This window comes from Aliirhizobium sp. YIM B11859 (genome assembly GCF_057163345.1).
Map to the genome: position 1 here is coordinate 42,673 of NZ_JBXHAY010000009.1, position 23,865 is coordinate 66,537.

Here is a 23,865-nt window from a genome sequence, read left to right on the forward strand (position 1 = left end):
TTTGCATATGTCGGTGAATGAGTTGTTCGAAACGATCGTTGAAGCGCCGGACTTTGTCCCCGGCCATGTCTGGCTGGCGGGTGCAGGTCCCGGCCATCCGCGTTACCTGACGCTTGAGGTTGCCGATGCTCTCACCAAGGCCGATGTGATCGTCCACGACGCGCTTGTCTCCGACGCAGTTCTGGCGCTGGCAAAGACCACGGAGCTGATCTTCGTCGGCAAACGTGGCGGCAAGCCGTCTGTTGCGCAGGGCGATATCACTGCAAGACTGATCGAACTCGCGAAAGCCGGCAAACGCGTGTTGCGGCTGAAGGGCGGCGATCCCTTCATCTTCGGACGCGGCGGCGAGGAGGCCGAGGCGCTGGTGAAGGAAGGCATTCCCTTCCGCGTCCTGCCGGGCATGACATCGGCACTGGCCGCCCTCGCTTCCGCCAACATCCCGGCCACCATGCGCGGCATCAGCCGCTCGATCACGCTGGCAACCGGACACGCCGCCGGCACGCCCGGCGATCTGGACTGGAAGGCGCTGGCCAAGACCGGCGAGCCGATCGTCGTTTATATGGGGGTCAGCACCATTGGCACGATCGCACGCCTGCTGATGGAGGGCGGACTGTCGGCCGATACGCCGGTTGCCGTGCTGATGGCGGCAACGACACCCGATGAACGCTCCATGACCGCCACGCTTGCGACCGTCGAGGCGGAAGTCGAGCGTCAGAAATTTGCAGCACCGGCACTGATCGTCATTGGCCGGATCGTCAACATGCAGGCTGTCCTGTCCGGTAAAAGCACATGACGGCCCGCGCCCTCATCATCGGCGCCCCGCGCTCCGGCTCCGGCAAGACCAGCGTCACCATCGGTCTGCTGCGTGCCTTCCAGCGGCGCGGCGTGAAGGTGCGCGGCATCAAGACCGGACCGGATTATATCGATCCCGGCTTTCACGAGGCGGCAACCCGCCTGCCCGGCCTCAACCTCGACAGCTGGGCCATGGCGCCCGACCTTCTCAGGCATCTGGCCCGAGAACAGGCCGAAGATGCCGAACTCATCCTGATCGAAAGCGCCATGGGCCTTTTCGATGGTATCGTCACCGAACCCAATCGTTCGGGCGCAGCCTCCGATCTCGCGCGGCTTTTCGGTCTGCCGGTCCTGCTCGTACTCGACGTCTCCGGCCAAAGCCAGACGGCTGCCGCCATTGCCTGCGGTTTCATGAATTATGATCCGGACGTGAAAATGGCCGCCTGCATCCTCAATCGCGCCGGCAGCGAAAGGCACAAGAAACTCTCGGGCGAAGCGATCGAGGCGATCGGTCTTTCCGTCGTCGGCACTGTTCTGCGCGATCCGACGCTCATTCTTCCCGAACGCCACCTCGGCCTCGTCCAGGCAAGCGAACATCCGGAGATGGATGCCCATATCGACCGGCTGGCCGATAGGATGGAGCAATCCCTCGATCTCGATGCGATCTTCGCGGCCGCCAAACCCTTCGACATTCCGGCAGGATCGACTGAGAAAGCTTTGCTGCCCCCGGGGCAGCGCATCGCGCTTGCCGAAGATGCAGCCTTCACCTTCCTCTACCCGCATATCAAACGGGAATGGCGGGCCATGGGCGCCGAGATCATCGCGTTTTCGCCGCTCGCCGACGAAGCGCCGCCGGCAGATTGCGACATCTGCTGGCTGCCCGGCGGTTATCCCGAATTGCATGCAGGAAAGCTGGCGGCGGCCGAAAACTTCAAATCCGGCCTCAGGGCTTTTTCCGAAACCAAACCGGTTCACGGCGAATGCGGCGGCTATATGGTGCTCGGCGAGGCGCTGGAGGATGCCGACGGCGTGACCCATGCGATGACCGGCCTGCTCTCCCATGCAACAAGCTTTGCCAAGCGCAAGATGAATCTGGGCTATCGTCAGGCAAGGCTTCTCGATGACTGCGCGATCGGCGCAACGGGCGGAGTGGTGCGCGGCCACGAATTCCACTATGCGCGAGTCATTACCGCTGGAAATGACCAGCCTCTCGCCATGATTGCAGATGGTCGCGGCACCGAAATCGGCCCCTCGGGTGGAAAACGGGGGCCTGTGACCGGCACGTTTTTCCATGCAATAGCGCGCGATTGAGCGCCTCGGCCAAGGCTCTGGCAATCGTCAAATTTTCGCAACCCATGGGAGGTTGCCAAATGTGTCGCAGAGACGGCACTTAATGTCGTAGCGAAGGCTCACCCGCGCGACACTGCGCCCTTACCATTCATCAAGCCTCAACGGGCCTTCGATCGCTAAGCAGAATTCCCGAGGCAAATGAGCTCACTCAAGATGAGCCGGGGACTGTTCAAGAAAGGAAGTTATGTCGGCGGCAACCGAACCATTTCCCACGATCGACAGCATGAAACACCACCCGCCACGGAAGAGGAAACCGGGCGAGAGGGTGCCACCAGAAGCAGACAACTGCATCGGAAAAGAGGGAACCGGGAAATGAACGACTTCACCAAATACCTGGCAGGACGTGTGACGGCAGGCGGCATGAACCGCCGCGAATTCATGGGTCGCGCCATGGCTGCCGGCCTGACGCTGACCGCAGCCGGCAATCTTTTTGCCACCAGCGCCGCGGCCCAGACGCCCAAGAAGGGCGGCACACTGAAACTCGGCCTCGAAGGCGGCGCCGCAACCGACAGTATCGACCCGGCCAAGGCGACCTCGCAGGTCATGTTCGCCGCCGTCCGCAGCTGGGGCGACACGCTGGTCGAAACCCACCCGCAGACCCGCGCACCGATCCCGTCGCTCGCCGAATCCTGGGCACCGTCCGCCGATGCCAAGACCTGGACCTTCAAGATCCGCAAGGGCGTGCAGTTCCACGACGGCAAGGAAATGACCACCGACGACGTGGTCGCCACCCTGAAGCGCCACAGTGACAGCAAGACCGAATCCGGTGCAGCCGGCGTTATGAAGTCGATCAAGTCGATCGAAAACAAGGACGGCGATCTGGTCGTCACGCTCGACGCAGGCAATGCCGACCTGCCGGCGATCTTCACCGACTACCATCTCGTCATCCAGCCGAATGGCGGTATCGAAAAGCCGACTGCCGGCGTCGGCACCGGCCCCTACAAGGTCAAGAGCTTCGAGCCCGGCGTTCGCATGACCTTCGAGAAGAATGCCAATGACTGGCGCTCGGATCGCGGTTTCGTCGAGACGGTCGAAATCATCACCATGAACGACGCGACGGCCCGTATCGCCGCGCTGTCTTCCGGCCAAGTGCAGTTCATCAACCGCGTCGACCCGAAAACCGTGCCGCTTTTGACCCGCGCTCCGACCGTGCAGCTGCTGACGACCTCCGGCGGCGGCCACTATGTATTCATCATGCATTGTGACAAGGCGCCGTTCGACAATAACGACGTCCGCATGGCGCTGAAATATGCGATCGACCGCGAGGAAATGGTCAAGCGCATCCTCGGCGGTTACGGCAAGGTCGGCAACGACTTCCCGATCAACGATACCTATGCGCTTTTCCCGGAAGGCATCGAGCAGCGCTCGTACGATCCCGACAAGGCGAAGTTCCATTACAAGAAGTCTGGCCACAGCGGATCCATCCTGCTGCGCACCTCGGAAGTTGCCTTCCCGGGCGCCGTCGATGCCTCGGTCCTCTTCCAGCAGAGCGCCAAGAAAGCCGGCATCGAAATCGAGATCAAGCGCGAGCCGGGTGACGGTTACTGGTCGAACGTCTGGAACGTCCAGCCTTTCTCCGCCTCCTATTGGGGCAGCCGTGCAACCCAGGACCAGTTCTATTCCGGCGCCTATCTGTCCACTGCCGACTGGAACGATACCCGCTTCAAGAACGAGAAGTTCGACAAGCTGCTGATCTCGGCCCGTGGCGAATTGGACGAGAAAAAGCGCAAGGACATGTATCGCGAAATGGCGATGCTGGTGCGCGATGAGGGCGGCACGATCCTGCCGATGTTCAACGACTTCGTGAATGCCGGTTCGAAGAAGCTGAAGGGTTATGTCAGCGATATCGGCAATGACATGTCCAACGGTTATGTCGCAAGCCGCGTCTGGTTCGACGCCTGATCCGAAAACGGGCTTTGGCCCACCGGTGAACATGGATCGCAGGCCCCCCCTGCGATCCCATTTCTTCATGTCGGCAACGGGATCGCGCCAGATGTCAAATTCCGCAGAGGTGGGCGGCAAGCCTGCCCGCAGCCTGAGGGAGCGGTTTCCGCTGATAAACCTCATCCTTGAGCGCTTCGCCTTGTCGATCGTTCTGCTTTTCGCCGTTTCCGTGCTGATCTTTGCCGGCATCGAAGCCCTGCCCGGCGATTTCGCCAGCACCTATCTTGGCCAGTCTGCCACGCCGGAGACGATCGCCAACATCCGCTCCGAGCTCGGCCTCGACCGGCCTGTCATCACTCGCTATTTCGACTGGCTGGGTGGTGTCGTGCAGGGCGATTTCGGCACTTCATGGGCAAGCCGAAATTCGGTCTCCGAACAGGTCGGCAAAAGGCTCGGCAATTCGCTGTTCCTCGCCGGTTTCGCCGCCATCATTGCAGTCCCTCTGGCGATCTGTCTCGGCATGCTGTCGGTTCATTTCCGCGACCGGATGCCCGACAAGATCATCAACGTCATCTCGCTGGCGGCGATCTCACTGCCGGAATTTTTCATCGGCTACCTGCTGATCCTCTATTTCGCCGTCGATTTCGGCATCGCCACCTTCCCGGCAACGGTCTACGAGGGCATGGGCTTTTTCGAACGCATCCAGACGATCGCGCTGCCGACGGCAACCCTGGTTCTCGTCGTCCTCGCCCATATGATGCGCATGACCCGTGCTGCGATCCTCTCCGTCATGTCGTCCGCCTATATGGAAACGGCCGAACTGAAGGGGCTTTCCAGCTGGCGGGCGATCGTCAAGCACGCGGCCCCCAATGCGCTTGCCCCGATCATCAACGTCGTGGCGCTCAATCTTGCCTATCTGGTGGTCGGTGTCGTGGTCGTCGAAGTCGTCTTCGTTTATCCCGGCATGGGCCAGTATATGGTCGATGCGGTGACGGTGCGCGACATGCCGGTGGTGCAGGCCTGCGGCCTGATCTTTGCCGCGGTCTATATCCTCCTCAACATGGTGGCCGACATCCTTGCGATCGTCGCCAACCCGCGCCTGAGACACCCAAGATGAGGCATCCGCGATGAGATTGAGAGAAATCCCCATCACCGCCTGGATCGGCCTTTTCGGCATCGCGCTCGCCGTTTTCTGCGCCCTCTTCGCCCCGCTCATCGCGCCCTATGGCGAGACCGAGGTCGTGGGCGGCGTCTGGCAGATGGCAGATAGCCAGTTCTTCTTCGGCCTCGACAATCTCGGCCGCGACATCCTCTCGCGGCTGATCTACGGCACCCGCACGACGCTGTTCGTCGCACTTGCCGCAACCGTGATCTCGTTCTCGCTCGGCATCATGCTGAGCTTCATCGCCGCCGTTTCCGGCGGCGTGATCGACACGGTCTTTTCCCGCTTCAACGACCTGATGATGTCGATCCCGACGCTGATCTTTGCGCTTGTGGTGCTGGCAGTCCTGCCGCAATATCTTTTCGTCCTCATCCTCGTCATGGCGGTCCTCGATTCCACCCGCGTCTACCGCCTCGGCCGCGCCGTAGCGCTCGATGTCGCAGTGATGGAATTCGTCGAGGCGGCAAAACTGCGCGGCGAAGGCAAGATCTGGATCATCTTCCGCGAGATTCTGCCGAACACCCTGTCGCCGCTGCTGGCAGAGTTCGGCCTGCGCTTCGCCTTCGCCATTCTCTTCCTCTCCACCCTTTCCTTCCTCGGTCTCGGCATCCAACCGCCGACGGCCGATTGGGGCGGCATGGTGAAGGACAACAAGGACGGTATCATCTTCGGCATTCCGGCAGCACTCGTACCCGGCACCGCGATCGCGGCGCTCTGCGTTTGCGTCAATCTCGTCGTCGATTGGCTCTTGAAACGAACCTCCAGCCTGAAGGGAGGCCGTGGCGATGCCTGATACCAATCTTCTTTCCGTCCGCGACCTGAAGATCGAGGCAACCAGCTATCCGCCGGGCGAACCGCCCAAGCGGATTACCATTGTCGATGGCGTTTCCTTCGATCTTAAAAAGGGGAAGGTCCTCGGCCTGATCGGCGAATCCGGTGCGGGCAAGTCAACGATCGGTCTCTCCGCACTCGCCTATGGTCGCGGCGGCGCAGAAATCACCGGCGGCGAAGTAAAACTCGACGGCACCGACATCCTCAAGCTCGGCAAGGGCGGCATCCGCAAGCTGCGTGGCGCCCGCATCTGCTACGTCGCACAATCGGCAGCCGCCGCCTTCAACCCCGCTCACAAGCTCGGCGACCAGGTGATAGAGGCAACCGTCAAGCACGGGCTGATGACGAAGCAGGAGGCACGCAAACGGGCCCTCTACCTCTTCCAGGTACTCGGCCTGCCAAGCCCCGAAGCCTTCGGTGATCGTTTTCCGCATCAGGTCTCCGGTGGCCAGCTGCAGCGTGCCATGACGGCGATGGCGCTCTGCTCCCATCCCGACCTGATCGTCTTCGACGAACCGACGACCGCGCTCGACGTGACTACCCAGATCGACGTTCTGGCGGCGATCAAGCACGCGATCGAGGAGACCGATACGGCGGCGCTCTACATCACCCATGACCTTGCGGTCGTGGCGCAGATCTCCGACGACATCATGGTTCTACGCCACGGCAAGACCGTCGAATACGGCTCGGTGCAGCAGATCATCGAGGAGCCACGCGAGGATTATACCCAGGCACTCGTCAATGTGCGTCAGGCGACCCGGGACGAGGCAGCCGACCAGTCGAACGCGCTTCTCAAGATCGACAATGTCAGCGCCCAATATTCCAACGGCTTCAAGGTTCTGCACGGCGTTTCGCTGCATCTGTGCAAGGGCCAGACGCTGGCAATCGTCGGCGAATCGGGCTCGGGCAAATCGACGCTCGCCCGCGTCATCACCGGCCTTCTGCCGCCGAGCGACGGTAAGATCACCTTCGAAGGCAAGTCGCTGACGCCGGCGCTGAAGAACCGGCCGCGCAATGATCTGCGCCGGATCCAGTTGATCTACCAGATGGCCGATACCGCGATGAACCCGCGCCAGACCGTACGTGACATTATCGGCCGGCCGCTGACCTTTTATTATGGACTGCGCGGTGCTGCGAAAACCGCCCGTGTTCGCGAACTGCTCGAACAGATCGAGATGGGCAATGGCTTCATCGATCGTTACCCGGCGGAACTGTCCGGCGGGCAGAAACAGCGTGTGGCGATTGCCCGCGCACTGGCGGCAAAGCCGGAACTGATCCTCTGCGACGAACCGACCTCGGCGCTCGACCCGCTGGTTGCCGAAGGCATCTTGAAGCTGCTGATGAAGCTGCAGGAAGAGCAGCAGCTCTCCTATGTCTTCATCACCCACGATATCGCCATCGTAAAGGCAATCGCCGATTCCGTTGCCGTTATGCATCGCGGCAAACTGGTGCGGTTCGGCCCCAAATCGCAGGCGCTCTCGCCGCCCTTCGACGACTATACCGACCTTCTCCTCAAATCCGTGCCGGAAATGCAACTTGGCTGGCTGGAAAAGGTACTTGCCACGCGGCGCATGGAAAGCGCCGGAAACTGAGGACTGCCCCTCATCCGCCTGCCGGCACCTTCTCCCCGTAAACGGGGCGAAGGAAATACGACGCAACGTCACCGCCTCTCTCCAATTTCGAGCAGGGCAAGCATACCATTGTGAAAGCAAAACCGATGACCGACCGTTCCTTCACCCTCATCGAAAACCAGTGGATCAGGCTGAAGGACGGGACCCGGCTTGCGGCCCGGATCTGGATGCCGGATGGGACGGACACCGATCCGGTGCCGGCCGTGTTCGAATTCCTGCCCTATCGCAAACGGGATGGGACCAGCCCGCGCGACGAATCCACCTATCCGGTTTTTGCCGCGGCCGGCATTGCCGGCGTCAGAGTGGATATCCGCGGTTCGGGTGAATCCGACGGCGTAATCGATGGCGAATATACCGAGCTGGAACTTGCCAATGCATGCGAGCTGATCGCTTGGATTGCACAGCAGCCCTGGTCGAACGGCTCGGTCGGCATGATGGGCATATCCTGGGGTGGCTTCAACAGTCTGCAGGTCGCAGCCCTTCGCCCGCCGGCCTTGAAGGCGGTGATCTCGATCGCCTCGACGACAGACCGCTACAATGACGACATCCACTACAAGAACGGCTGCCATCTCTCCGCACAGCTCTCCTGGGCAGCAACCATGCTCGCCTACCAGTCGCGTTCGCCCGATCCGGAAATCGTCGGCGACCGCTGGCTGGAAATGTGGATGGAGCGATTGGAAAACGAGCCCTTCTTCATGGAGGAATGGCTGTCCCACCAGCGCCGCGACTCCTTCTGGAAACACGGATCGATTTGCGAAGATTATTCGGCTATCGACATCCCGGCTCTGGTGATTGCCGGCTGGGCCGATGGCTATCGCAACACGCCTTTGCTGGCGGCAGAAGGGTTGGGGACCAAGGCCAAGGCGCTGATCGGCCCCTGGGTCCACAAATACCCGCATTTCGCCTGGCCGAAGCCGCGCGCCGATTTCCATGGCGAGGCGATCGCCTTCTGGAACCGCTGGCTGCGCGGCGACCAAAACGGCATCGAGGACTTGCCGCAGGTCCGCGCCTATATTCTCGACGGCCCGAAGCCAGCGACCCGTCGCAATGCCGATCCGGGTTTCTGGGCCTCGAAAAATGCATGGAGCGAGCCGGACACCGAAAGCTTTTATGTCGATCAGTTCGGCACGCTGCTTGAAGGCATGCCGATCCCGCATGCGCCGAAGCATGAGATCTACCTGAAATCCCCACTCGATACCGGTACGGCCGCCGGTGAATGGTTCACGTTGAAGCCTGATGCGGAATTGCCCGGCGATCAGCGCGGCGACGATGCGGGCTCGCTGACTTTCCAGACAGGGCCGCTTCCCGCCGAAAAGACTTATCTCGGTCGCCCGGTCATCACCTTGACGCTCCGCGCCGATGCAGACCTTGCCAATCTCTGTGCCCGTATCGTCGACATCCATCCCGATGGCACTGCCACCCGCGTTTCCTTCGGCGTCATCAACCTTGCCCATCGCGATGGCAATGAGAGCCCACAGCCGCTTGTCCCTGGTGAGCCGGTCACCATCCGGCTTGAACTCGATGCTTGCGGTTACCGCTTCGGTGAAGGCCATCGAATCCGGCTATCGCTTTCAACCGCCTACTGGCCGACCATATTGCCGCCGCCGGGCGATCCTGGCGTGACGATCGACATTGCCTCACTCGGTGTCGCCATGCCGCTTTTGGGCGAGCACCAGACCTTCGAGATGAAACAGCCGGGCAATCCAGATCCGCTGCCGAAATATATCGAACACGCACCATCGGAAACGCGCCGCAACGTCACCCGTGATCTTGCCGCCAACCTCACGTATTACGAAGTCGTCGAGGATACCGGCCTGTTCGAACATCCCGGCACCGGCCTTTCCACCCGTCAGCTCAAGCAGGAAACCTGGTCGATCAGCCCGGATGATCCGCTGTCGATGACCGGCATTTCGACCTGGACATGCGACATGAAGCGCGCCCGCTGGTCGGTGCGCACCGTCTCGACGGCAAAAATTGCCTGCACCGCGACGGACTGGCTGATCAGCGCCTCGGTTCAGGCCTATGACGGAGACAGGCAGATCTTCGAAAAGACCTTTGAAAAGGCAATTCCCCGCGATCTCATGTGACCGCGCGCAACACCGATGTGAATTGACCGGAACGCCGGCGCGGAACACAGTGACAACAACCGGAGGAGTTGTAATGAGATCATTTGCACGTCGAAATCTGGGATCGGTATTAGCCTTGTTGCTGCTTGCCTTGCCGGCAACCGTACTCGCCGCGGAAAGCGCCGTCGTTATTCCGGCGCCGGCAGTGGACGAAGCAGCACGGGGTCCAAGCGAAACGGCCGTCTTTGCCGGCGGCTGCTTCTGGGGTGTCCAAGGCGTCTTCCAGCACGTAAAAGGGGTCCGGAACGCCGTTTCGGGCTATTCCGGCGGCGCAAGGGAAACCGCCAATTACGAAACCGTCAGCCTGGGCGAAACGGGACATGCGGAATCTGTGGAGGTGACGTTTGATCCGAACGAAGTCAGCTACGGAATGCTGCTGCGGATCTTCTTCTCCGTTGCCCACAATCCGACAGAGCTGAATTTCCAGGGACCCGATCAGGGCACGCAATATCGATCAGCGATCTTCACGGCCAATGCCGAGCAGGAAAAGGTTGCCACGGCCTATATAGCCCAGCTGGACGAGACCAAGCTCTTTCACGCCGCGATCGTGACCAAGGTATCAAAGCTGGAAGGCTTTTATCCGGCCGAGAAATATCACCAGGATTTTCTGACGCTCAACCCCGATCACCCCTATATCGTTTATAACGACATGCCGAAGATCGATAATCTGAAAGCCGTGTTCCCCGCGGCCTTCCGGGCAAATCCTGTATTGGTCTCGAAAGCGAAGATCTAAGGCGCTCCCGCTTTGGAGAGGGATTTCAAGGCCAGAACTGCTCGCTCCGCATCAGCGGTCGGAACGAATATGTGGTCGTGGTAGTAACCGGCCACGACATTGGCGCTGATCCCTTGTTCGGTAAGGGCATTTGCCAGCGCAGCCGTCAGGCCGACAGCCTCCAGCGAGGAATGCACCATCATCGTTATACAGCGCAGCGGAGTGCTTGCCGCAAGCCCTGCCTCAGCCGCCGCTGAAGCGGCAAGAATGAGGGTCAGCCCCTCCCGCTCGAAGAACATGCCGAGCGGATTGAGTTCGAGATAGTCCGAGATTCTGCCTGCCGGGACGGTCGCATAGACGAACTCGCCTTCGGCCAGAACCGGCTCGAGACCGGCAAGCATTGCCGATAGATCGGTAAGCCCGCCCATCAGGCCATCTTCGCCATGTCACGGATCGCGTCGCAGAGCGCCTCGAACGCGTCTCCGGCGCCCTTGCTCATATGGCGAGCGCGCAGCCACGCATGCACCATCTGCGGCTCGTTGCGGAAAACTGTCGCCACTCCGGCTGCCTTCAGCCTCTCCGCATAAAGCCTGCCATCGTCCCTCAGCGGGTCGAAGCGCGCGACGGTGATGTAAGTCGGCGGCAGTCCCGACAGATCGCTTGCTGACAAGGGATGGGCAACCGGCTCATCCTCGGGTGCCTTCAGAACCGCCCGGTAATAGGCGACATCGGCGGTCGTCAGCCCCGGCGCATTGGACATCTCGATATAGCTGCCGGACACCAGATCGCCGCCGAGTGCCGGATAGATCAGCACCTGCCCGACGAGCCCCGAAAGCCCTTCGTCGCGGGCCCGCAATGCCAGCCCCGCCGCCAGATTGCCGCCGGCACTATCGCCGATCACGACAACCGCTCTTGCCTCACCGAGAAGCCGCGTCAGCACGCCGAAACAATCATCCGTCTGGACCGGCCAGACATGTTCAGGCGCCAGCCGGTAATCGACGGAAACAAGCTCTGCACCGGCGAAATAGGAGATTTCCGCGCAGATCGCATGGTGGCTGTCGAGCGAGCCGACGACAAAACCGCCGCCATGAAGATAAAGCAGGATCGTATCGGTCTTGATCGATGCCGGCCGGTAGCGACGAATGGGAACGGACAACAGTTCATCATGAAATGTCATCCCGTCAGGCAAAGGCCGATCGAACCGGGCGCAGAGCGCATCATACCAGTCTCGCTGCTGGACGATGGATGCATCGACCGCATCGGCTGGGTAGAACCCTGCGCAGATCTCGAGGAATCCTAGAATGCCGGCTTCTTCCGGCATTGGAAAAGGTGGTGCTTTGGCATCCATGGACAGTCACCAGGTGTCGATCGAGGAAAAGTGTGGGTCGGATGATATCCGACCACATACTAAGGACCAGACTAAAATAGGCAAAGGCGAACGGCCAGCACGTCATCTCCATTTCACGAGAAGAACACGCTGCAAATCCATTCCCTGAAACGACAGTCGTGACGCGCAAAATCCATCCGGGGTGATGCTGGAGACAAGGCCGCTGGAACCTCGCTCGTTGATCCACTCCGGATGGACATACCTTGAAAAGCCTTCAGGCTAGCGCATCTGCAGCACGATCGGGTTGCTGCTGGCCGGATCGGTATGCTGACGCATCGCCTTGACGTCTTCCGGTTTCACCGGGCCACCATGATTGCCCCAGTTGGAACGCACATAGGTCAGGACATCGGCGATCTCTCGGTCAGAAAGCTGCTCGCGGAAAGGCGGCATGCGATACGCATCTGGAACGCCGTTGGTCACCACACGGCCCGAACCATTAAGCGTCACGTTGATTTGCGAATCCGTGTGCTCGATCAGCGAGGATGCGGCACCCGCCAGCGGAGAGATCCACTGGTTCTGGCCGCGACCATCCGGTCCGTGGCAGAAGCTGCAGCGTGCCGCATAGGTCTGGGCACCAGGCGTTCCGCGTGCTGCACTGGAGCCGGGAGCAGAAGACGCCTCGACATAGGTCCAGGGGCTGCCATCGCGCGATGCATCGCCCGGCAGAGACTTCAGATAATGGCCGATCGCGCGAAGATCTTCATCTGCCATGAACTGCAGCGAGTTGTTATAGGCCTCGGTCATCGAGCCGAAGACGACGGCATGCTGATTGCGACCGTTCTTCAGGAATTCGAAGATCTCGTCTTCGCTCCACCGTCCAAGACCCGTATTATGGTCCTGCAGCAGGCTTGGTGCATACCAGCCATCGAGAAGCGCGCCGGACAGGAATGCCGTGCTCGCCTCGTCCAGCCCTTTTTCGTTCATCGTGATGCTGCGCGGCGTGTGGCAGGCGCCACAATGGCCGGCAGCCTGAACCAGATAGGCACCTCGGTTCCACTCGGCATCATGCTCCGGCTTCTGCTGGTATGTGCCGGAGGGAACAAAGACGGCATTCCAGAATGCCAGCGGCCAGCGCATGTTTAGCGGCCACTCGATACCGCTTGGCTTGTTTGGCTGGGCAACCGGCTGGACGTCCTCCATGAAGAAGGCATAGAGAGCCTCGATATCGTCATCGGAGATCTTCACATAGGACGGATAAGGCATGGCCGGGTAAAGCCGCCGTCCATCCGGGGTCACGCCGTGACGGACGGCGCGGTCGAAATCGGCAAGGCTGTAATTGCCGATGCCATTCTGCTTGTCGGGGCTGATATTGGTGGCAAAGATCGAGCCGAGTGGCGTACCCATTTCCAACCCGCCGGCAAACGGCTTGCCGTCCGGAAGACTATGACAGGCGACACAATCAGCCTGGCGGGCGACCATTTCGCCTCTGGCCAGAAGATCGGGTGATGCAGGGGCCGACGCGCTGCTTCCCTCGAAAGGAGACGAGGGCTTGTGATTGACAAACCATGCCAATCCGCCGGCGGCCACGACAACGACGGTGAGAAGAATGAGAAAGAATCTCTTCAAGGATAATCCATCCTCTATAGGGGGCTTCTATGCGAACTGCACCGCCGGCGCATCTTGCGGGCGTTGCAGCTGCTCGACGCGCCTCCGCAGGCTCCGGACGGGTGTCGTCCGGAGCCTGCGCTGCGCTTAGCTTGCGAATGTGTAGTTGGAGAGCGGCATGCTGCGAATGCGCTGGCCCGTCAGGGTCGAGACCGCATTCGCAACAGCCGGGGGAACCGCCGGAAGACCAGGCTCGCCGATCCCACCCATCTTTTCTCCGCTTTCGACGATCCGCGTATGTACACGCGGCATCCGGCTGGGCGGCAGAATGGGGTAGAGATCATAGTTGCGGGCCAGCGGCTGTCCCTTTTCATAGACCGCCTCTTCCAGCAGAACCTGGGAGACTCCAAGTGCTACTGCGGAATGGATCTGCGCCTCGATGATCGCAGGATTGACGATGCTGCCCGGATCGATCGCCTCCCACACATCGTGGACGACGACCTCTCCCGACTGGATCGAGACTTCAGCGATCGCAGCTGTGTGGCTGCCGAACGGAGACGCCATGCCGACGCCGCGGGCACGGCGGGTACCGTCCGCTGCCGTGAACGGGCCCCGCTTCCAGCCGCCCGAAAGCTCCCCGACCGCCTTCAGGAGCGTGGTCAGACGAGGGTTATCCTTCAGAAGCTGGAGACGCAGTTCGTAAGGATCCTTGCCACCCTTGTCGGCCAGTTCATCCAGAAAACTCTCATAGAGAAAGTCGTTCATCGAATTGCCGACCGACCGCCAATAGGCAAGCATTGTCGGGTTCTCGACATAAAGCTGGGCGATCCGCTTGTTGGGGATCGCATAGGCCTTGCCGGTCAGCCCTTCGACCGCCGTTTCGTCCATCTTATCAGGATTATGGCCGGAAATGCCCTCGGTCGGGCCTTCGCAAATGCTGATCGCTTCAATCGCCACCGGCATGCCGTTTTCGTCCAGTGCCCCCTTGAAGCGAACCGCTGCCATCGGCCGCATCGGGTCACGCAGGAACTCTTCCTCGCGGCTCCAGATCAGCTTGATCGGGCGACCCGTCTCCTTGGCGAGCTGGATGGCCTGCGGATAGGGATTTGCCGTCGCATAGAGGAAATGGCGGCCGAAAAATCCGCCCAGCAGAGGGCTGTGAACGTTGATCTTCGAGAGATCGAGGCCCGTACGCTTGGCAATGTCGGCCTGAAACATCTCCGGCGCCTGATTGGGCGCCCACAGATCGAGACTTCCGTCGTCGTTGAACCGCGCAAGTGCTGATGGCGGCTCCAGCTGGGCATGGTGGAGATACTGGCTGTGATAGGTTGCAGACACGACCGTCTTGGCAGAGGTGATCGCTCCCGCCGCGTCCCCTTCCGTTTCGGCATCCTTGCCAGCACCGGGCTCATTGGCGAGACGCTGTGCAAATGCCGCCGTCGAGAAGTCGGCCGGCATGTTCCTGGCGCCTTCCATGATCGGCGTGCCATTGGCTTCCTGCCAGTCGACCTGCAGCGACTCGACCGCCCGCTTTGCATTCCACCAGCGTTCGGCGACCACCGCGACGGCACCGGGAAGGTGATGCACGGAATGGACACCCTTCATCGCCTTGACCGCATCCTCGTTGCGGACGGTCCCGACCGTCATTCCAAGCCGCGGCGCGTGCTGGACTGCGGCATGCAGCATGCCGTCGACCTTGGCGTCGATCCCGTAGACGGCGCGTCCCGTGGACTTGTCGAGCATGTCGAGCCGCTTGACCGGCTTACCGATCCAGCGGAACTGGGCCGGGTCACGCAACGTCACGCTGCCGGCAGCCGGGATCGGCAGGTCGAGCGCATCGGTTGCGACCTCGCCATAGGTGAGCGAACGGCCGGACGCCGCATGCATGACCTTACCGGGCTCGGTCGTCAGTTCTGCCACCGGAACACCGAGCCTGCCGGCGGATGCCTGCAGGATCATCAGGCGCGCCGACGCACCGAGATGGCGCATCGTGTCATAGCTGGTACGCACCGACATCGAACCGCCGGTGATGCGCATCTTGCCGAAGACGACGAGATAGTCGGGACCGGTCGGCGCGTGATCGACGGTGAAAGACGCCGGATCCATGTCCAGCTCCTCGCCGACAATCTGGGCCATCGCGGTCATGACACCCTGCCCGCCTTCGATGAACGGGGTCATCAGCCGCACGGTATTATCCGGACGGATTTCGAGAAATGCCGGAACGCGTGTGCCGGGCACAATGGTAGCGGCTTCCTGCGCGCGGGCAGTGCGGATCGGCATGCCGAAGCCGATGACCAGAGCGCCGGCAGCGGCTCCTGCCGATGCAAGCAGGAAACCCCGGCGCGAAATATTGACCGGTTCACCGTTCGGAAATTCGCTTACGGGCGTGTCCTTGCGAAAGATCTCGTTCATAGCGACGCCTCCTTGAGGCCCGCTACGTCGTTCACGGCGGCCTTGATGGCGTTGTACGTTCCGCATCGACAGAGATTGACCATCGCCGCTGCGATATCGTCTTCGGTTGGAGCGGCGGTCTGCTTGAGGAGGGCGGTTGCGGCCATCACCTGGCCGGACTGACAGTAACCGCATTGAGGCACCTGATGCTTCACCCAGGCGGCAACGACCTTTTCGCCGACCGGATCGGCCTCGATCGCTTCGATTGTCGTGACCGAGCGATCGGCGACACTTTGAACCGGCGTGACACATGAGCGGACGATTTCGCCATCGACCAGCACCGAACAGGCGCCGCATTGCGCCAACCCGCATCCGTATTTGGTGCCGGTCATACCAAGCTCATCGCGGATGACCCACAAAAGAGGCGTATCCGGATCGGCGTCGACCTCGTGAACCGCGTTGTTGATACGAAGTTGCATGATTAGCTCCTTGTATTGGCTGCACCGTCACCGACAGGCTTGCTTGACCGGCTGCTAGCTGGAGCTAGCAACGCGTGACCGCACATTATGCTCCCACCTTGCAGATATGTTTAGAGCGTGCAGCTCGATAACCGTTATGAATGAGCTTCATGAATGCGTTGCTGTAGGATGTCGGCGACCACTCGAAAATCGGTCTCTGTTACCGAGGTCCTGCCCACGACTTCTCCGCGGGTCGAGGCGAAAAAATCATGCGTCCTTGGAAGGGCGCTTCACAATATCATGAAATGTGATTGTCAGGTCAGGAGCCTGCCTGAAAAACAGAATCGGCCCGACCTTTGCAGATCGGGCCGATCAAGAATAAAACCAACTTCAGCCCTTCGCGTAGCTCGATTCCACCGGCCAGACGGACTGCAGTTTTTCACCGCCAAGAATGCGATCGCGGGCCGAGGCCTCGTTGGCGCCAAGCTTGTCGGCCTGGTCTGCGACGGCGGTCAGCATGCCTTTCGGGATGACCACCACGCCATCGATATCGGCAAAGATGATGTCGCCCGGCGCGATCTTGACCTTGCCGATCTGGATTTCGATCTGCGAGTGCTTGGGCTCCATCTTGCCGGAAACCGAAACCGGCGACAGCGAGCGGCCGAACAACGGGTAGCCCAGCGATCGGACCTGCGCGATGTCACGAACGGTCCCGCTGACGATGGTTGCTGCAGCACCTTTCGTTTTTGCCCCGGTGCTCATCAACTCTCCAGAGCAGGACCCCTGCGCGCAGGATGCATCGACAACGAGGATGCCGCCTTTCGGGACATTGTCGATCGCATTGTGATAGACGTCCTGTGGCTGGTTTTTCCGTTCGCTCGGCTCGAACTGTACCGTCACAGCCGGCCCGCAGACGACTTCGCCGGCGCCAAGCTTGCCCTGCAGCGAGATGCCTTCTAGATAGCCCCAGCCCCCCAGTTGCTCGAGGCTGTCATGCACGTCACCCGAATACCACTTGGACAGGCGTTCGATGGCCGCCCAGTCGGTATCGGAATAATCGAATTTGCTCATCTTGTTTTACCCTTGTTCTTGAGATTGGCGTTGTCCAGCGCAACCTTCAGGTAGCTGGCGCTATGGTCGATCTGTTTGCGGATCGCGGCACGGGCGGCGTCGGGCTGCCTGGCCATGATCAGCCGGTGGATTTCCTCGTGTTCGGCATAACCGTCATCGAGAGACTTGTTGGGAACACGGCTGGTGACGCGGATGACGTCGATGATGATCGAGAACAGGTTGTCGTAGACCACGTTGAGGATCTCGTTGCCGACCGAGCGGACGAGACCGAGATGGAAGGCCGCATCGCTATCGGTGAAACGGACGATATCCTTGGCATCCGCTGCAGCACGCATGTTGGATAGGGCTTCTCCGACTTCGGCTGCTATCGGCAGGTCTTCCGAGCTCAACCGCGTCACCACCTCCGTCTCGATGATACGTCGAACATCCATCAGCTGGACGAGGTAGTCGGAATTGTTGGCGAACAGCTGCTTGACCGTTGCGGCCAGCGAACCGAGGAATTCGCCGACATCGTCACGGACAACCAGTGCCCGTTCCCCATGTTTGCGACGAACCAGCCCCTTGGTCTCGAGGATCTGCAAGGCTTCCCGCACCGATCGGGTACTGACGCTATAGAGACGTGCAATTTCGGCCTCGGCAGGCAGGCGGTCGCCGATCTTGAGCGTCCCCGAAAGGATCTGCGCTTCGAACGCTTCGACAACGGAGACGTGCAGTTTTCCCCTATCGGAACTGCCGCGCCTTGTACCGTGCATGCTATCTGCCGGGCCGTCTGTCACCATGCGGTAAAGCCTCCATCAACTACGACGTTTGAACCGGTCATATAAGACGAGGCATCAGAGGCGAGAAACTGGATGACGCCGTTGTACTCATCGATTTCCGCCTGGCGATCCATCGGCACACGTTCGAGGAAAGCATCGATGAACTCCTTGTCGAAATTGGCCGTCTTGACGCCGCCGAAGGAGATGAGGTTCACGCGGACCTTCTTCTTGGCCCAGTAGGTGCCCAGATACCGCGTCAGATTGACGAGCCCGGACTTTGAAGCAGCATAGGAGACCGCCTTGATGAAGGGCTCGCCATCACGCGCCTCGCGATAGGCATAAAGCGCCTGGTTCGGCGAAACGATCCCGTAGATCGAACCGACATTGATGATGCTGCCGCGCCCGGCCTCGGCCATCTTAGACCCGATGACCTGGCAGCAAAGCATGACACCGGTCAGATTGGTGTCGATAATCTCATCCCAGTATTTTTTGGGATAGACCTCAAACGGACTATTCTGGTCGGCGGAACCTGACGGCTTGGAATCGATGCCGGCATTGTTTACCAGGATATGAGGCACGCCCCAATCCGCGATGAGTTGGCCGGTCGCCTCCTCAAGCGCCTCCTTGTCGGTCACGCTCGCCACATAGACGCGGATATTCTCCGTCAGCCCCGGAAACTTTTCCTCGAGAACGTCGGCTCCAACCGCACGCCGGCTGAAGATCGCCACCTTGGCGCCGGCCTCCGCAAGCGACTTGCTGAATTGCGTGCCGAGCTGGCCGAGGCCGCCGGTCACGACTGCAATCCTGCCCTCGACATTGAATAGATTGGTCATTCTGATGTTCCTGAAAATGGGACGCTTGCAGTGATGGCGGAGGGGCAGTCCCCCTCCGCCTCATGATCAACGGGGAAGGTCAATTTCCGCCAGACGCTTCGGGTCCAGCCGGACATTGTGGTACTTCTGATAGATATCGAGCAGCTTTCCGTTATCGAGATTGGTCTTGATCCATTCGTTGATCCACTTGGTCAGGCCAGGCTCGCCCTTGCGGATGGCAACGCCGAGCGGGTAGGATCGGGCAACAAATTTTTCCTCGATATCGAGCTTCGGATTGGACTTAATCAGGGCGTTCAGCAGCGGACGCGAGGTCGCATAGATGGACATCTGATTGCTGGTCACGGCGGCGCTGGAGGTCGGATCGTCCTCGAAGCGAACGATCTGCACACCCGGAACCTTGGCCGTCGCTTCGGTCAGGTTGGTATCGTTGACAGTGCCGCGGGTAACGGCCACCTGCATGTTCGCCAGATCCGCGTAAGACGCGATCTTCTGCGCCTTCGGCCCGGCGACCACGATGCTGGTATCGGCATAGGGAATGCTGAAATCGACGACCTGCAGGCGCTCCTTGGTGATCGACAATGTCGATACCGCAACATCAGCCTTGCCCGATACCAGGAACGGGATACGAGCGGATGTCGGAACGGTCAGGAACTCGACCTTGACGCCCATATCCTCGGCCAGAAGCTTGGCAGTCTCAACCTCCGATCCGGTCGGCTGGAAGGACGCATCCATCATCGCATAGGGTGGGTTGCCGAGATCGATCGCGACCTGAAGCTTGCCGCGCTGGCGAATGGTGTCGAGCTGGTCGGAAAGGGCGGACTGGGCGAAAAGCGCGACAAGGCCAAGGCCGAGTGCAAGCGTTCGCAATCCTCTGGATGTCTTCATTACAGGCATGATGTCTCCTCCGGTGAATGTTGATCGGCGCAGGTCCTCCACCAGCGCCGCCTTTCTCGGTCAGTGATGCGAACCGACGAAATTCTTGAGTTCGGCCGTCTGCGGTGCGGTCAGGATCGTTGGCCCGCCCTTTTCCCAGACCTGCCCTTGGTGCATGAATACGATCATGTTTGCGACGCGCTCGGCGAAAGCCATTTCGTGGGTGACGAGCAGCATCGTCATGCCGTTGCGAGCGAGATCCTCGATGACCTTGAGCACCTCCCCGGTCAGTTCCGGATCAAGTGCCGACGTCACCTCGTCGAACAGCATCACTTTCGGCTTCATCGCCAGCGATCTGGCGATCGCGACACGCTGCTGCTGGCCACCCGAAAGCTGTTCTGGATAGGCATCGATCTTTTCGGCAAGCCCGACCTGCCGCAATACGTCCTTGGCCAATTCGCGGGCCTCGGCCTTGTCGACCTTCTTCACCCAGCGTGGTGCAAGCGTGATGTTCTGTTCCACGGTCAGGTGCGGAAACAGATTGTAGCTCTGGAAGACGATGCCGACATCCTGCCGCAAGGCCCTGAGGTCGAGCTTGGGATCGCTGACCCGATGGCCGCAGACCCATATGTCGCCTTCCTGGATGATCTCGAGCCGGTCTATGCAGCGCAGAGCCGTGCTTTTCCCGGATCCGCTTCGGCCGATCAGAGCCACCACCTGGCCTTTTTCGATATCGAGATCGATCCCCTTGAGTACCTGCAATGCACCGTAGCTCTTGTGGACGCCCTCAAATTTAACGATGGCTGACACTGTAAATCCTCTCGAACCTGCGGCTCAGCGCCGACAGTGGGTAGCAAATGGCGAAGTAGAAAATCGCGATGACGAGATAGGTGGTGAACGGCTGGAAGGTCGATGCGTTGATCTGCTTGCCGATATAGGTGACCTCGGCCATGCCGATGATCGAGGCAAGCGACGTGTTCTTGACGATCTGGACCATGAAACCGACGGTCGGTGGCGTGGCGATCTTCACGGCTTGCGGCAGGATGACGAGAAACAGCCTTTGCCAGCCGGTCAGCGCCAGGCAATCGGCAGCTTCCCACTGGGTCTTGGAGACCGACAGCAGACTGCCGCGCCAGATGGCGCCGAGAAATGCGCTGGAGAAGACGATCATCGCCACGCTGGCTGCAAACAGCGAGGAAACCTCGATGCCGAATACGGGCAGGCCGAAATAGATCAGAAACATCAGGATCAGCACCGGCGTGCCCTGCACCAGCGCTATGTAGCCGGTTGCCAGAGACCGGACTTTTCCATTTTTGGAGATCCCGCCAAGAGCCACGGCAAACGCGAGCATCCCGCCGAAAACGAAGCTGATCAGCGACAACACGATCGTCCATGAAAGGCCGATCAGCAGGACCTGGATATGAACCCATGAGAAGCTCAGAAACATCACGCGCTCCCTAAAGGTTTGTGCCAAGCCGCCGCTTGCGCGGAAACAGCAGGAGCCCCAATGCGCCGAACAGGCCACGCATGAGGAAGGAGAGGGCGAGATAGATCACCAGGATGACGATATAGACCTCGAAGGATCTGAACGTGATCGACTGGATGCGCGCAGCCGCACCGGTCAATTCCTCGGCCGAAATCTGCGAGGCGACGCTGGTCGCCAACATCAGCAGGACATATTGGCTGACCAGAGCGGGGTAAACCTTTTCGAGAGCCGGAGGCAGCATGATCCCTGCCAGCATCTGCAGACGCGACAAGCCCAGCGCATCGGCCGCCTCAAGTTGGCTCGGATGGATTGCCTGCAGGCCGGCGCGAATGATTTCACTCGAATAGGCCCCCACATTGATCGTCAGGCCGATCAGCGCCGATGTCTGCGCCGAGAACTTCAGGCCAAGCGACGACAAGCCGAAATAAACGAGAAACAGCTGAACCAGCAGCGGCGTGTTGCGGATTGCTTCCACATAGATGGCAACAATGATCCGCAGGATCTTGTAGCGGCTTGAGCTGGCGATGGCGCACAGCGTGCCGAGAATGAAGCCGACCACGGTCACGACAACCGACATCTGGATCGTTGCCAGGGTGCCGCTCAAAAGAAGCGGCCAATATTCCCTCAGGAAGTCAAAGCTGAATTGATAATTCATGAGCCGCATGCCCAAAGAACGGACAGGCAGCCAGCGTTCGATAGCGCGCAGCAAGAAATAACGACAGGGCGCGCATCAGCCCGCCCGCGCTTGGCGAGCTCAGCATAAGTAGCATTCACAGGTAGTCTCCTCCCAGAGCGCGGCTCCGATCCTCCTCAAGATCAACACCGCAATTGGAAGCTACTCTTGACATATGACATATGTCAAGAGTAGCAGCGACAGATATTGGCCATCAGCCATCCTCCGTCACCATACGACTGAAATTTAATGAGAAATCATTTTGTAACCAACGCCGTTGGCCGCGATGCAGCCAAGCCTTGCGTTATATCTGCGACGCAGACGACGCTACGATGGGCGTCTTGAGGCCAGGCGCTTTCGCACCTGGCCTCTGTTTTTAGTTCTTCACGGTGTCTTCGAGGAAGAAGCGACCGAGCGGGTTTTGATGGAAGTTCTCGACGTTCTTGCGGGCGACGTTGATGTAGGGGCTGTAATAGAGATCGACCCAGTGGACATCGTCCTTGGCGGTTTTCTGGATCTCGACATACATCGCTTCCCGCTTCTTCGGATCGAGCTCCAGGCGGGCAGCAGCCACCAGGTCCTTCACCTTGTCGCTCTTGTAACGGGTCATGTAGTTCATATTGGTGTCGTGGCCGAGTACGAAGGTCGTCTTCTGGTCGGGATCAAGGATGTCGTTGGTCCAGTACATGACCGAAATATCATAGCTGCCGTCGATCAGCATGTTCCAGCTCTGGCTCGGATCGACCTTCTGCAGGTTGACGGTGATGCCCGCCTTGGCAAGCTGCTGCTGCAGCAGGACGGCGATCTGCTCATCCACTTCGTTACCGGCATTTACCACGTAATTCAGTGACAGGTCCGACGCGCCGGCATCCGCCAGCATGGCCTTCGCCTTTGCCGGATCGTAGGGGTATTGGTAGTTGGCATCATAATGGTAGAGCGAGCCCTTCGGGATGTAGGAATTCGCGACCGTGCCGATGCCAAAGGTCACGGTATCGACGATCGCTTTTTTGTCGATCGCCATATCGAGTGCCTGGCGCACTTCCTTTTTGGCAAGCGGACCATGCTCGTGGTTGATCAACAGATGGTCCTCGCGGGTCGATGTGTCGATCAGGACATTGAGATTGGCATCTTTTTTCAGTTCTTCGACGCGGGAGAAAGGTACGAAGATGGCGGTGTCCAACTGCCCTGCCTGCACGTTCAGCATGCGGGTATTGTCGTCGGGCACCGAGATCCACTCGACGCCATCGAGCTTCACCCGGTCCGCCTGCCAGAAATTGGGGTTCTTTTCGAGAATGACGCGATCACCCCGACGCCACTCCTTGACCGTGAAGGCGCCCGACGATGCCGTCGGCAGCTCGGCAAAAGCGTCCTCTCCGGCTTCGACTGCCTTCTTCGACAGGACCGAGACGTTCGGCAGCGCAAGTGTCGACAGGAACGGTGCGGACGGCGTTTTCAGCTTTACGGTCAGCGTCTTCGGGTCCGTCGCCTCTGCCGTCTCGACGATCTTGTAGCTGTCGCTCCAGAGCGAACCTTCGTTGTCGCGGATGCGCAACAGGCTGAAGGCGGCGTCTTCGGCGGTGATAGGCGAGCCGTCGGAGAATTTTGCATCACGAATCTTGAATGTGTAGGTCAGCCCGTCGTCCGAAACTGTCCAGCTCTCGGCAAGGCCCGGCTCCAGCTTGGTACCGGTCTTGTCGACACGGATAAGGACGTCGAAGACGTTCGAGAAGACCCAGTTGTCGACATTCTGTGCCGATTTGATCGGGTCGAACGTAGTCGAATCCTCGCGGCGGCCGATGGTCAGAACACCGGCGGCTTCGGCAAAGCTGGCACTGAGGCTGAGGGCCGCGGCAAATGCCGCAAACCCGATCGATTTCCACTTCCTGTTCATGATGTCGTTCC

The 23,865-nt window shown here is 60.1% G+C and carries 21 protein-coding genes; 8 read left to right on the plus strand and 13 right to left on the minus strand.

The window, feature by feature from the left end:
• Nucleotides 1-7: 7 nt before the first annotated feature.
• From cobA to msrA, 8 genes are all read left to right on the plus strand, one after another.
• Entirely contained in the window at nucleotides 8-793 is a 786-nt protein-coding gene (cobA, locus tag AC2GXZ_RS26730; protein ID WP_483762281.1) for a uroporphyrinogen-III C-methyltransferase, read from the plus strand.
• Complete coding sequence (locus AC2GXZ_RS26735; RefSeq protein WP_483762282.1) at nucleotides 790-2,103, plus strand: cobyrinic acid a,c-diamide synthase CobB; 1,314 nt, start codon at nucleotides 790-792, stop codon at nucleotides 2,101-2,103. The genes cobA and AC2GXZ_RS26735 overlap by 4 nt, the downstream gene beginning before the upstream one ends.
• Before the next feature lie 351 nt (nucleotides 2,104-2,454).
• The gene (locus AC2GXZ_RS26740) at nucleotides 2,455-4,044 is read left to right on the plus strand and encodes an ABC transporter substrate-binding protein (protein ID WP_483762283.1); all 1,590 of its coding nucleotides are present in this window, start codon (nucleotides 2,455-2,457) and stop codon (nucleotides 4,042-4,044) included.
• 91 nt (nucleotides 4,045-4,135) lie between these two features.
• Nucleotides 4,136-5,143, plus strand: a complete 1,008-nt coding sequence (locus tag AC2GXZ_RS26745; protein ID WP_483762284.1) for an ABC transporter permease — start codon at nucleotides 4,136-4,138, stop codon at nucleotides 5,141-5,143.
• 10 nt (nucleotides 5,144-5,153) lie between these two features.
• Nucleotides 5,154-5,981 carry an ABC transporter permease gene (locus AC2GXZ_RS26750; protein ID WP_483762285.1) on the plus strand — a complete coding sequence of 276 codons (828 nt, stop codon included), beginning with the start codon at nucleotides 5,154-5,156 and terminating at the stop codon, nucleotides 5,979-5,981.
• Complete coding sequence (locus AC2GXZ_RS26755; protein ID WP_483762286.1) at nucleotides 5,974-7,611, plus strand: ABC transporter ATP-binding protein; 1,638 nt, start codon at nucleotides 5,974-5,976, stop codon at nucleotides 7,609-7,611. Before AC2GXZ_RS26750 ends, AC2GXZ_RS26755 begins: the two co-directional genes overlap by 8 nt.
• Before the next feature lie 125 nt (nucleotides 7,612-7,736).
• Nucleotides 7,737-9,737: a CocE/NonD family hydrolase gene (locus AC2GXZ_RS26760; RefSeq protein ID WP_483762287.1), complete on the plus strand. Its 2,001-nt coding sequence runs from the start codon at nucleotides 7,737-7,739 to the stop codon at nucleotides 9,735-9,737.
• Between the two features lie 73 nt (nucleotides 9,738-9,810).
• Nucleotides 9,811-10,509, plus strand: coding sequence for a peptide-methionine (S)-S-oxide reductase MsrA (gene msrA / locus AC2GXZ_RS26765; protein ID WP_483762288.1), 699 nt, complete (start codon nucleotides 9,811-9,813; stop codon nucleotides 10,507-10,509).
• On the opposite strand, the gene AC2GXZ_RS26770 is transcribed toward msrA, so the two are convergent.
• The 13 genes from AC2GXZ_RS26770 to AC2GXZ_RS26830 all read right to left on the minus strand — a co-directional run bounded on the left by AC2GXZ_RS26770 (nucleotide 10,506) and on the right by AC2GXZ_RS26830 (nucleotide 23,854).
• The gene (locus AC2GXZ_RS26770; RefSeq protein WP_483762289.1) at nucleotides 10,506-10,916 is read right to left on the minus strand and encodes an ACT domain-containing protein; all 411 of its coding nucleotides are present in this window, start codon (nucleotides 10,914-10,916) and stop codon (nucleotides 10,506-10,508) included. The two genes, msrA and AC2GXZ_RS26770, sit on opposite strands and share 4 nt — an antisense overlap.
• Nucleotides 10,916-11,836: an alpha/beta hydrolase gene (locus tag AC2GXZ_RS26775; protein WP_483762290.1), complete on the minus strand. Its 921-nt coding sequence runs from the start codon at nucleotides 11,834-11,836 to the stop codon at nucleotides 10,916-10,918. The genes AC2GXZ_RS26770 and AC2GXZ_RS26775 overlap by 1 nt, the downstream gene beginning before the upstream one ends.
• A 258-nt stretch (nucleotides 11,837-12,094) precedes the next feature.
• A complete protein-coding gene (locus tag AC2GXZ_RS26780; protein ID WP_483762291.1) occupies nucleotides 12,095-13,441 on the minus strand; it encodes a c-type cytochrome in 1,347 nt (448 codons plus the stop codon).
• A 126-nt stretch (nucleotides 13,442-13,567) separates the two neighbouring features.
• Nucleotides 13,568-15,832 carry a xanthine dehydrogenase family protein molybdopterin-binding subunit gene (locus tag AC2GXZ_RS26785; RefSeq protein WP_483762292.1) on the minus strand — a complete coding sequence of 755 codons (2,265 nt, stop codon included), beginning with the start codon at nucleotides 15,830-15,832 and terminating at the stop codon, nucleotides 13,568-13,570.
• Nucleotides 15,829-16,290 (minus strand): (2Fe-2S)-binding protein, encoded by a 462-nt coding sequence (locus tag AC2GXZ_RS26790; RefSeq protein ID WP_483762293.1) that lies wholly within the window; start codon nucleotides 16,288-16,290, stop codon nucleotides 15,829-15,831. Before AC2GXZ_RS26790 ends, AC2GXZ_RS26785 begins: the two co-directional genes overlap by 4 nt.
• Nucleotides 16,291-16,659: 369 nt before the next feature.
• Nucleotides 16,660-17,340: an RraA family protein gene (locus tag AC2GXZ_RS26795; protein ID WP_483762294.1), complete on the minus strand. Its 681-nt coding sequence runs from the start codon at nucleotides 17,338-17,340 to the stop codon at nucleotides 16,660-16,662.
• A complete protein-coding gene (locus AC2GXZ_RS26800; protein ID WP_483762295.1) occupies nucleotides 17,337-18,119 on the minus strand; it encodes a FadR/GntR family transcriptional regulator in 783 nt (260 codons plus the stop codon). Before AC2GXZ_RS26800 ends, AC2GXZ_RS26795 begins: the two co-directional genes overlap by 4 nt.
• Nucleotides 18,113-18,931: an SDR family oxidoreductase gene (locus AC2GXZ_RS26805; RefSeq protein WP_483762296.1), complete on the minus strand. Its 819-nt coding sequence runs from the start codon at nucleotides 18,929-18,931 to the stop codon at nucleotides 18,113-18,115. Before AC2GXZ_RS26805 ends, AC2GXZ_RS26800 begins: the two co-directional genes overlap by 7 nt.
• A 66-nt stretch (nucleotides 18,932-18,997) precedes the next feature.
• Nucleotides 18,998-19,825 carry a transporter substrate-binding domain-containing protein gene (locus AC2GXZ_RS26810; protein ID WP_483762297.1) on the minus strand — a complete coding sequence of 276 codons (828 nt, stop codon included), beginning with the start codon at nucleotides 19,823-19,825 and terminating at the stop codon, nucleotides 18,998-19,000.
• 60 nt (nucleotides 19,826-19,885) lie between these two features.
• Nucleotides 19,886-20,614, minus strand: a complete 729-nt coding sequence (locus AC2GXZ_RS26815; protein ID WP_483762298.1) for an amino acid ABC transporter ATP-binding protein — start codon at nucleotides 20,612-20,614, stop codon at nucleotides 19,886-19,888.
• Nucleotides 20,598-21,251 carry an amino acid ABC transporter permease gene (locus AC2GXZ_RS26820; RefSeq protein ID WP_483762299.1) on the minus strand — a complete coding sequence of 218 codons (654 nt, stop codon included), beginning with the start codon at nucleotides 21,249-21,251 and terminating at the stop codon, nucleotides 20,598-20,600. Before AC2GXZ_RS26820 ends, AC2GXZ_RS26815 begins: the two co-directional genes overlap by 17 nt.
• A 10-nt stretch (nucleotides 21,252-21,261) precedes the next feature.
• Nucleotides 21,262-21,945, minus strand: coding sequence for an amino acid ABC transporter permease (locus AC2GXZ_RS26825; protein WP_483762300.1), 684 nt, complete (start codon nucleotides 21,943-21,945; stop codon nucleotides 21,262-21,264).
• A gap of 394 nt (nucleotides 21,946-22,339) precedes the next feature.
• The gene (locus AC2GXZ_RS26830) at nucleotides 22,340-23,854 is read right to left on the minus strand and encodes an ABC transporter substrate-binding protein (protein ID WP_483762301.1); all 1,515 of its coding nucleotides are present in this window, start codon (nucleotides 23,852-23,854) and stop codon (nucleotides 22,340-22,342) included.
• Between the last annotated feature and the right edge of the window lie 11 nt (nucleotides 23,855-23,865).

Bases quoted from the DNA above. Each gene is read 5' to 3' on its own strand.
- AC2GXZ_RS26790 (WP_483762293.1), bottom strand. From the start codon at position 16,290: ATGCAACTTCGTATCAACAACGCGGTTCACGAGGTCGACGCCGATCCG.
- AC2GXZ_RS26810 (WP_483762297.1), bottom strand. From the start codon at position 19,825: ATGCCTGTAATGAAGACATCCAGAGGATTGCGAACGCTTGCACTCGGC.
- AC2GXZ_RS26800 (WP_483762295.1), bottom strand. From the start codon at position 18,119: ATGGTGACAGACGGCCCGGCAGATAGCATGCACGGTACAAGGCGCGGC.
- AC2GXZ_RS26750 (WP_483762285.1), top strand. From the start codon at position 5,154: ATGAGATTGAGAGAAATCCCCATCACCGCCTGGATCGGCCTTTTCGGC.
- AC2GXZ_RS26740 (WP_483762283.1), top strand. From the start codon at position 2,455: ATGAACGACTTCACCAAATACCTGGCAGGACGTGTGACGGCAGGCGGC.
- AC2GXZ_RS26825 (WP_483762300.1), bottom strand. From the start codon at position 21,945: ATGAATTATCAATTCAGCTTTGACTTCCTGAGGGAATATTGGCCGCTT.
- AC2GXZ_RS26745 (WP_483762284.1), top strand. From the start codon at position 4,136: ATGTCAAATTCCGCAGAGGTGGGCGGCAAGCCTGCCCGCAGCCTGAGG.
- cobA (WP_483762281.1), top strand. From the start codon at position 8: ATGTCGGTGAATGAGTTGTTCGAAACGATCGTTGAAGCGCCGGACTTT.
- msrA (WP_483762288.1), top strand. From the start codon at position 9,811: ATGAGATCATTTGCACGTCGAAATCTGGGATCGGTATTAGCCTTGTTG.
- AC2GXZ_RS26735 (WP_483762282.1), top strand. From the start codon at position 790: ATGACGGCCCGCGCCCTCATCATCGGCGCCCCGCGCTCCGGCTCCGGC.
- AC2GXZ_RS26760 (WP_483762287.1), top strand. From the start codon at position 7,737: ATGACCGACCGTTCCTTCACCCTCATCGAAAACCAGTGGATCAGGCTG.
- AC2GXZ_RS26785 (WP_483762292.1), bottom strand. From the start codon at position 15,832: ATGAACGAGATCTTTCGCAAGGACACGCCCGTAAGCGAATTTCCGAAC.
- AC2GXZ_RS26775 (WP_483762290.1), bottom strand. From the start codon at position 11,836: ATGGATGCCAAAGCACCACCTTTTCCAATGCCGGAAGAAGCCGGCATT.
- AC2GXZ_RS26830 (WP_483762301.1), bottom strand. From the start codon at position 23,854: ATGAACAGGAAGTGGAAATCGATCGGGTTTGCGGCATTTGCCGCGGCC.
- AC2GXZ_RS26805 (WP_483762296.1), bottom strand. From the start codon at position 18,931: ATGACCAATCTATTCAATGTCGAGGGCAGGATTGCAGTCGTGACCGGC.
- AC2GXZ_RS26820 (WP_483762299.1), bottom strand. From the start codon at position 21,251: ATGTTTCTGAGCTTCTCATGGGTTCATATCCAGGTCCTGCTGATCGGC.
- AC2GXZ_RS26795 (WP_483762294.1), bottom strand. From the start codon at position 17,340: ATGAGCAAATTCGATTATTCCGATACCGACTGGGCGGCCATCGAACGC.
- AC2GXZ_RS26770 (WP_483762289.1), bottom strand. From the start codon at position 10,916: ATGGGCGGGCTTACCGATCTATCGGCAATGCTTGCCGGTCTCGAGCCG.
- AC2GXZ_RS26755 (WP_483762286.1), top strand. From the start codon at position 5,974: ATGCCTGATACCAATCTTCTTTCCGTCCGCGACCTGAAGATCGAGGCA.